This window comes from Pandoraea sp. ISTKB (assembly GCF_001721285.1).
Classification (GTDB): Bacteria; Pseudomonadota; Gammaproteobacteria; order Burkholderiales; family Burkholderiaceae; genus Pandoraea; species Pandoraea capi.
The window spans coordinates 58,597-67,729 of the sequence record NZ_MAOS01000050.1; the positions used below are offsets into that span (position 1 = coordinate 58,597).

5 protein-coding genes are annotated in these 9,133 nt (G+C 59.9%); 3 read left to right on the top strand and 2 right to left on the bottom strand.

Annotation, left to right across the window (positions count from 1 at the left end):
• Nucleotides 1–200 precede the first annotated feature (200 nt).
• Together A9762_RS19155 and A9762_RS28625 are read right to left on the bottom strand one after the other, a co-directional pair.
• Complete coding sequence (locus A9762_RS19155; RefSeq protein ID WP_069343603.1) at nucleotides 201–3,584, bottom strand: autotransporter domain-containing protein; 3,384 nt, start codon at nucleotides 3,582–3,584, stop codon at nucleotides 201–203.
• 311 nt (nucleotides 3,585–3,895) lie between these two features.
• Nucleotides 3,896–4,369: a hypothetical protein gene (locus A9762_RS28625; RefSeq protein ID WP_139133292.1), complete on the bottom strand. Its 474-nt coding sequence runs from the start codon at nucleotides 4,367–4,369 to the stop codon at nucleotides 3,896–3,898.
• On the opposite strand from A9762_RS28625, the gene A9762_RS19160 reads away from it, so the two are divergent.
• The 3 genes from A9762_RS19160 to A9762_RS19170 all read left to right on the top strand — a co-directional run bounded on the left by A9762_RS19160 (nucleotide 4,368) and on the right by A9762_RS19170 (nucleotide 8,525).
• Nucleotides 4,368–5,108, top strand: a complete 741-nt coding sequence (locus A9762_RS19160) for a response regulator transcription factor (protein WP_371443118.1) — start codon at nucleotides 4,368–4,370, stop codon at nucleotides 5,106–5,108. The genes A9762_RS28625 and A9762_RS19160 overlap by 2 nt on opposite strands.
• Before the next feature lie 36 nt (nucleotides 5,109–5,144).
• Nucleotides 5,145–6,740 carry an ATP-binding protein gene (locus A9762_RS19165; RefSeq protein WP_083254097.1) on the top strand — a complete coding sequence of 532 codons (1,596 nt, stop codon included), beginning with the start codon at nucleotides 5,145–5,147 and terminating at the stop codon, nucleotides 6,738–6,740.
• 147 nt (nucleotides 6,741–6,887) lie between these two features.
• A complete protein-coding gene (locus A9762_RS19170) occupies nucleotides 6,888–8,525 on the top strand; it encodes a DUF2130 domain-containing protein (protein WP_083254098.1) in 1,638 nt (545 codons plus the stop codon).
• The last annotated feature ends 608 nt before the right edge of the window (nucleotides 8,526–9,133 follow it).

The following is a 9,133-nucleotide window of genomic DNA, read 5'->3' on the forward strand; positions in this document are numbered from 1 at the left end:
TACGAATGCTACGCATGCGCATATTCCATACATCGCGACATAATGACGCACTTGGGAACCGATATCGCACTCGGTGCCCTCTCCCACCCGCAAGGGATTGAAAAATGAAAAGCGCCCGGAAATTTGGCTTCCGGGCGTCATTTCGACCGCAAATGAAGGCGCTTGCGGTGGAGATTACGGCATCACTTCATATACCTACATCAGAACCGCCATGTTGCCGACACGGACCCCGCGACGTCGGCATCTCCTGCTTTGTAGAAGTTGCTCGACAAGGCCGCCCCGAACACGATTCGCTTGGCCACCCGGTACGACACGCCGGCTTGCAGCCCAAGGCTGTCGCGCCCGACGACCTCACTGCGCGTCGTGAATGCGGCGCCCGGATAACCCGCGAACGTCGCACGCTGATTGATCGCCCCGCTTGTCAGCTCGTGGTTCCACGTCGCCTGAAGATTGGCCGTGAGCGCATCGCCCGAGACCATCGGCAGATCGAAGCGCACCTCGCCGCCCACCCGCGTGCGCAGCGAGTTGAACGTCTTGCTGTCGAGATGCAGACGCGCACCGTCGGTACCGTCTTCCGTGAGGCTCGGACGATACAACGCCGTGTAATCGAGCGCAGCCACCGGGCCTGCGCTGGTGGTGCTGTTCAACTGCCAGCGCCATCCGCCGCCGATACTGGCCGACGCCGTCGCCCCGGTCCACGTGCCGCGCGGTGAAGTGGAGTAACCGTTCACGGCGATGCTGCGGTCCATACGGCCGTCTTCAACACCGATCCGAGCCAACGCGAATGCGTGCGGGCCGGAAAGTGTGTCAGGCGCGTAGCGGGCATGCACGCCGAGGTCCAGTGCGGTGGTCTTGCCCGAGCCGGGTGTCTGTCCGTCCAGACGCGTCGACTGACCGCTGATTGCGCCGTGCGCGCCGAGTGTCCAGTCGCGCCCTTCGCCCGCCACCTTCTCCGCGCCGAACACGACACCGTAGGTGTTGCCGCTCGCCCCGGCCATGTCGCCGTCGCGGCCACGCCAGTAGCCGCTGCCGAAGGTCATCGCGAACCCGCGCCAATTGCCCGAGAGTGCGCCCTCCCCGGCCATGCCAGCGCCCTTCGTGCCATCAGCGCCCACGGCGGCAGCCACCATATCGGTGATCTGACGCTCCCGCAGCAGCCCGCCCGTGAACATCGCGCCGTAGGCGGCAGGCGTGAGTTGCGGTAACGCCTTGGCGATGCCACTACCGTCAGACGCCGAGAAGTCGAGCGCTGCGACGAGCGCTTGCAGATCGGCCCCCGCACTGCCGGCGATGCGATCGAGTACCGCCCCGACACGGCGGCTGTTGCCGTCGGTGCCGTACTGCGAATAGGCGTTGGCGGTACGCGCCACCTGCACACGGTAGGTATTGCTGCCGAGCGACGACGCCGTAGCCAGCAGCGTGGGCGACGACAGCAGCGTCGTCACGTTGGCGAACGCGCCGTTGATGCTCGACGCATTCAGCCACTGATCCGACGAGACGGTCATGCCGCTGGCGTACCAACCGCGTTGCGGCGCGATCGCCAGCGTGCCGTCGAGCGTTGCGGTGCCGCTGACCAGTAGCTTGCTGAAGGTGCCATCTGCTGCCAGCGACGAAACGAGACGGCCGGTGCTTGTCTGCGTGTAGTCGCCGCCGATGCTGATGAAACCGCCCGCCAGCAGCGGTGCGACCGTACCCGCGTTGATGAAGGTGCCAGCCGGGTCGAGCACGTAGCGGCTATTGCCGGTGAGCGTGGCGCCGTGGTTCACGGTCACGTCATGCACCGTGTGATCGCCGTTGATCTGGGTCGTGCCGCCCGCCATCGTCAGCGCGAGATTGCTGCCGACGATGTTGCCGTCGAAGCGCAGATTGAACGTGGGATCGGCCTGACTCGTGGCGACGCCATTCGCGTCGGGCGTCAAACCGAAGCTCAGTTGGGTCAGGCGCAGTGCGCCGGTGGTATCGCGCTGGGCGTACTTCGACACGATGTCACCGTAGAGCGCCGCCCCGCGCATGATGTTGATCTGTCCGACGTAGCCGTTCTCGGACATGTACAGCGAGGCGTACTTGCCTGCGAGTCGGCCGGTGATGTCGGCGCGCGTCACGAGCGGGCCGTCGAGTTCGTCGAGCAGCGGCAGCAGGTTCTGGCTGGCGTCGTACTTCACATAGATGTATGAACCGCGATAGTCGCCGTTATAGCCCGTATCGCCGAAATCGCCCAGCGCGTTATGGCCGAAGTCGAAGCTCGCGGCAATACCGTTTTCGCCCAGCGCCTGGACGTCACCACGTTGCACAAACGTATGGTCTTTCCCGTACGCGAACATCACGCCGCGACCGTTGCTGCCGTCGGCATAGACCCGCGTTCCCGGCAGCACGGTGACGTTGTTCCCGACGCCATCGACGCGAATGCCGGCCCCGCCCGCTCCCGCGCTCAGCAAGTCGGCACGCTGCGATACCGTGTTGTTGCTGCCGTAAATGTGCAGGCCGAGACCCAGCGTCGCCGTGTTGTAGGTATTCGGCACGTAGGCGGTGCCGTCCGCATTGCGCCCGAAGAACGGGTTGTCGTTCACGACGGTGAGGCCGTCGTTATAGATTGAGCGGCCGAAGAAATTGCGCCGGTCGATGTCATAGCCGATGTCTTGCAGCGCCGCCAGTTCGGCCTCCATGAACGCCGTGTAGTTGCGGTACGACTGGTGGCTCATCAGGCTGTTCTTGAGCTCGATATGCGAGTAGATCGGCGCATCATAAAAATCGCCCTCGGCCATCGCCCGTACCGGGATGCCCTTCATGGCGCCGTCGAGCACTTCCCTGACGTGATCGCCGGCGAAATACGCCGTGTCTTTGCGCGCGTCGAACGCCGTGGGGTCCACCGTCCCCACATTCTCGGGCGTCAGAATATTCTGCCCCGGCTGCGCCTGACGGTCGTTGTCGTCGTAGAGATGCGCCGACCAGGCGTCGAGCACCGTCGCGAACTGGTTCGTATGCAGGGTGGAGGACACCGTCGTTTCATGCACGTTGGCGGCAACGCCCAATGCGTGTGCCACCTCATGCAGCATCACGGCCGGCATGTCGGCCTGTGCGTTCAACGGGATCTGTGAGGCCGCGTACGGGGCCGTCGAAAAGTTCATGTCACCCAAGGTGATTTCACCGTGGGCGCCGTGATAGGTAGCGCGCACCAGCGGGCTATTCTGCAACGCCGCCTGCACGAGCGTGGGATTTTGGTCGCCTGTCGCTGTTGGGTCGTTCGGATCGAAGACGTAAGGACTGAAGGCGTGCGCGCCCTTCTCCGTGCTCATGCCGACGTTGATGGTGGCTGGCGAACTGCCCGGCGTCACCTTGATGACTTCGGCCCAATAGTTCAATGCGCCGCGGATCTGCTGGATTTGCAGCGGCGAGAGCGTGCCCGTCGAAAACTGGTTGTCTACGCCGTTATCGGCAAAAGCGCCATCGGTCGGGGAAAACAGCCGCGCCTGTATGAACGGCGTGCCGTAGCGGTCTTCAATATCGATTGGCGTGTAGGCCTGTGCGGCCGACGTCATGGTGCAAAGCGCCGCAAACGCGACGCTGGTCATCCGAATCGTCCTCATTCAGTACTCCGTATCCATTTATCGCTGCTGTAAGGCTTTGTAATGCGATGCGAATGGTACGGAGCGCCCTGTACGACGTCACTGCGATTTATACGGGGTTTGGCGACGACCACCGCCAAACCCTTGTGGAATAAGCACTTTTTTCCTTTCGAAGTCCTCAGCAGCGGCGAAATGGGTCTCGCCTGTATTAATCACAGTTTCGCCGTCGGGGGGTGATGACGATACTTCACTCAACGGCCAACGCAGCGAACCACAACGAAGCAAGCACGCAGCGCCAGCCGCCAAACCCACTTAACTGACTCAATATCGACTCAAGGAGAAACACCATGCCCGCACTCATCACCTACGGCTTCGCCTCGGTCCTCGGCCTGATCGGCACCATCGCCCCGATCTTCGGCTGATTGCAGCGCCTCCCCTTTCCATCCATACCGGAGAACACGACCATGAGCCTCCTCCTCAACCTCGTCGACAGCCTCTTCTACAACGACACCTGCATCGAGACCGGCATGCAGTGCGCCATCCACGTCGGTCACGTCTTCGGCTACTGAGCCGGACATTGCGCACACGCAAGGAGAAACGATCATGATCGACCACCTGGCATCGATGGCACACATTGCGATCAACATCGCCTTGGAAGTGCTGCCGCGCTTCGCCTGACCTGACGCTTCACCGTTCGCATCACTATCAAAAGGAGATTCACCATGGTTCGCGCTCTTGCTTACGGCATTTCCGAGCTCTATCACCAGTTCGGTCATCTGCTGCCCTTTCAGTTCTGAACGACGCATGCCGACATATCGCCGAAAAGGACCGCCCAGCGGTCCTTTTCTCTATGACGTGCCGATGTTATTGACCGAAATTCGTCGTCCGGTGATTTTTTTAGTACGATTTCGGCATTCCATTAAAAAAACCGGGGCCAGCGGGATGTCATCTCCCACCAAAGTCTTTTGCATTGAGGACGACCACGATTCGGCAGACCTGATTCGCGAGGATCTGACGGACCGGGGCTATGTCGTGAAAGTGGCGCATGATTTTTCGGCGGCATTGGCAACGCTTGCGGCGTTCATGCCGGACATCATCGTGTGCGACGTGAACGTGCCGGGCATGACCGGCTTCGAATTTCTGGAAAGCGCCCGGGGCATCATTCAGGGCGAGCGCAAGATTCCTTTCATCTTCCTGACGGGCAATGCCGACAAGGAATCCATCATGCGCGGGCACAGCACCGGCGCCGACGAGTACATGCTCAAGCCGGTGGATTTCGACGTACTCGACACGGTGATCCGCAAGTACACCGAGCATGAGGAGGCTCCGGAGGGCACGCCGCTGCCGTTCGGTCTCACCCGGCGAGAAGTGGAAGTGTTGCAATGGTCAGCCAAGGGCAAGACGTCGGCCGAGATCGCGATGATTCTCGAATTGGGGAAACGCACGGTCGACTTCCATATCGATAACGCCCGCGAAAAGCTGAACGTCGCCACGCGCACGGAAGCCGTGGTTCGCGCCGCCCTGCTCAACATCATTCAGCTCTGAGCGCGTTATCGCGCCGGGCCTTCTCCCCTTCTACGCATGTCGAAAGCGTCTTCTTCACCTTCATCGGCCGGTCAATCGCTTCCCATCCGGGGGCGGATGTATCTTTTGCTCGCGGTGTGCCTCGTGGCGATGATCGCCGTGGGCATCGCGGTGCACTATCAGGTCGATTCCGCACAGCAGCGTGCCATTGCGGCCGAGCGCGCACAGATCGAGAACTTGAGCGTTCTCGAAGAACTCAACGATTACATTTCCGACTTCCGCACGGTCGAGTCGGAGGCCCTGGCGCCAATGTCGCCCAAGGCGCTGGCGGATATCCGCACGGCAGCAGATGAGTTCGACGACAAGATCAAGGCGGCATCCGAGCGTTATCAAAAGGTGCTGGTGCACGACGAATTCCGTCTCGCCTTCTCGAAGTTCCAGTCGCAATGGGCGCAGTACCGCCGGACGTCGAATCAGGTGTTCCAGTTGGCGCAGGGCGGCAAGCTGAACGATGCGGCACGACTGTATCGCGGGGAATCGAGCGCCAAGTACACGCAGGCGAACAGCACATTCGGGGCGTTGGTGTTTCGCAGCACCGAGTCGCTGATCCGGGATGTCGAGGCGAAGAACACCGACGCCCGAAAGCATCTGCTGAAGATCGATGGACTGATCGTCGCGATGATCGTCGTCACGCTACTGTGTCTGATCTATGTGGATGCGGTGATTCTGCGGCCGCTCACGCATCTGATCCGGATGGCGGGGAACGCGGTGGCGGGCAAGGACAAGCTGCGGCTGCCGTGGCTGTCGCGCGGCGACGAAATCGGGACGTTGTCTCGCACGTTGTCGAAGATTCAGGACAGTACGGCGTCGTTGGTGCGCAATCAGAAGCTTGCGACGGCGAAGAACACGATTTTGCAGCGTGCGCTGGCGAATGAGGAGCGGCTGAACAACTTCCAGAAGACGTTCCGCTCGATGGCGACGCACGAATTCCGCACGCTGCTGAGTGTGATCGACGGTCATGCGCAGCGTCTGCTCAGCCCGCGCAACGAGGAGACGGATTCCCGTCCGCGTTACACGAAGATTCGCGAGGCGGTGGCCAAGCTGAACAACCTGATTCAGAACTGGCTGGATGCAGCGCAGAGTGCCTCGCTGGACGACCCGAAGTTCGGCAAACGCGCCGAACTCTCGCTCGTGGCCTTGCTGGAGGATGTGCGAGGCGTGGGCGCCGACATGTTCCCGAATGCGACGATTACGGTGCAGGCCCCGCAGGGGATGGACAGCCGCATGATCGGCGACAGCAATGTGCTGTTCCACGCGTTCATCAATCTGGTGAGCAACGCCACGAAGTACACGATGGCGCAACCCGCCATCGACATGAGCGTGTCGGATAAGGGCGAAGCGTTCGAGGTCGTGCTGCGGGACAACGGCACGGGTATTCCGGAGGAAGAACTCAAGGAGATCTTCCAGATGTCGTTCCGCTCACGCAGTAACGCTGTGCTGGAAGACGGCTCTGGCGTAGGACTGGCTGTGGTGTACGCCGCCATCGAATTCCATAAGGGGACGATCGACGTCACCAGTCAGGTCGGTGTCGGGACGACGTTTACGATTACGTTGCCGAAGCAGCCCGTGGTTGAGGAGGCGGTGGCAGGTTGAGGATTGAGGGTCACGATGACCCGACAAGGATTCATACGACGCTTTGCTCACGAGCATTGGGGGGGACCCAGCCCGTCCCCAATAGCAAGGCATCCAGTTTTTTATACAAGCAGCCTAACGCTGCGCATCTGCGCTTCGGAACACTCCATGCACGAAATCATTTGTCCTCATTGCAAAAAGGCGTTCAAGATCGACGAAGCTGGCTACGCCGATATTCAAAAGCAGGTCCGCGACAGCGAGTTCGATAAGCAGCGCGAAGAGCTGGAGAAGCAGTTGCACGAGCGGCTGCGGCTGGCCGAGCAGGAAAAGCAGAATGCCGTCGCACTGGAACAAGCCAGGCTGGCCGGTGAAATGACGAGCAACGCCGCCAACAAGGATGCAGAAATCCAGGACCTCAAGAACCAGTTGGAGGCGGCCGCCATGGCCAGCCGTCTGGCCGTGACCGAGGCCCTCAGCGGACTGGAAAAGGAACGAGATGGGCTGCTCCACCAGTTGACGCAGGCGCAAAGCGAGCAGCAAAGCGCGGAACAGCTAGCAGCCGCTCGGTTGCAGGTCGAGCTGGAGAAAGCCGCTGCGGCCAAGGATGTCGAAATCCAGAGGCTCAAGGCCCAATTGGACGGCGAAGTCCTGGCACGCCAGCTGGCCGTGACCACCGCCGTCAACGATGTGCAAAAGCAGCGTGACGAGCTTGCGCAGCAGTTGCATCAGGCCCAGGCCGAACAAAAATCACAGGCCGAGCTGGCTCAGGCCCGATTGGACAGCGAGCTGCAAAAAGCCGTCACCAGCAAAGAACTCGCATTGCAAACGTTGAAATCGCAGTTGGATGCGACATCAGTCAGCCACCAATTGGCAATTACCGAAGCCGTGGGCAAAGTGCAGCAAGAACGGGATGCACTCAAAAACAATCTGGACCGCGCCTCACTGGAAAAGGAACTGGCCGAAAAATCGCTCAAGGACAAGTACGAAACCCAGCTCAAGGACCGGGACGAAGCCATTGAGCGCCTGCGCGACATGAAGGCAAAACTCTCGACGAAGATGGTCGGCGAGACGCTGGAACAGCATTGCGAAATCGAATTCAACCGCATCCGCGCCAGTGCTTTTCCACGCGCCTATTTCGAGAAAGACAACGACGCCAGCGGCGGCAGCAAAGGCGACTTCATCTTCCGGGAGAGCGACGACGCGCAAACGGAAATCGTCTCGATCATGTTCGAGATGAAAAACGAGAACGACCAGACGGCTACGAAGAAAAGGAACGAAGACTTTTTCAAAGAGCTGGACAAGGATCGTTCGGAGAAAGGCTGTGAATACGCGGTGCTGGTTTCGTTGCTGGAGCCTGATAGCGAGCTTTACAACAGCGGCATCGTCGATGTCTCGTACCGCTACCCGAAGATGTACGTAGTGCGACCGCAGTTCTTCATCCCGATGATTACGCTGCTGCGCAACGCGGCCATGAACTCACTACGCTACAAGTCCGAGCTGGCCCTCGTGAAAGCGCAGAATCTGGATATCACTCGCTTCGAGAGCCAGTTGGACGACTTCAAGACTTCGTTTGGCCGTAACTGGCGTCTGGCGTCCGACGGTTTCGAAGAAGCCGTCAAGCGCATCGACGAAGCCATCAAGGATCTGGAGAAAACCAAGGACGCGCTCTACAAGTCGGCCAATAACCTGCGGCTGGCGAACGACAAGGCCGAAGACCTCACCGTCAAGAAACTGACTCGCGGGAACCCGACCATGGCGGCTAAGTTTGCGGAACTGAAGGGAGAAGATCCGACTGAGTCGAATTGATATGGGGTCAAAAGCGGGACGAGCCCTAACTGCGGCAACTTAGGCGTCGGGCTTTGAATATGCGAACATCTCATTACTTTCCGCTTTTACTCCTTGCTCTCGCAAGTACAACATAGGCCGACAACATTTATATGGGTGATCAGGTTGTTATCGTCATGGATTACGGCAGTCGTGACTTGACACGACTATATCAACTCGAAGACGAACTGGGCGTCATAGCGAAGCAAGCAAGTTCTGGGGAGCTTGATGGACACGAAGTTACGATAGACGGTCGCAAGGCGACTATTTATATGAAGAGCGTGGACGCGGATCGACTAATTGCGGCAATACGTCCGGTCCTAAAATCGCATGATTTTTCCCGCGACGCACACATTAGCCTTGACCGTTAGGAGCTCACGATCTTGGCTAGCCAAGCGTCGCTCTCGGCACGGAAACGGGCACCTTTGACTGGTTGCAATCGGCCAGAAGCAGCCAGTCGGATTATCGGCCAAGAGTCACCGTCCGACGTAGAAGTGAGCGGCCTGCGCGAAATGCCGCGCAGGCCCGATTGAATGCTGAGTTAGAAAGGCAAACTAACGAGAGCCCCTGTCATTTACTCTTTGTGGGGA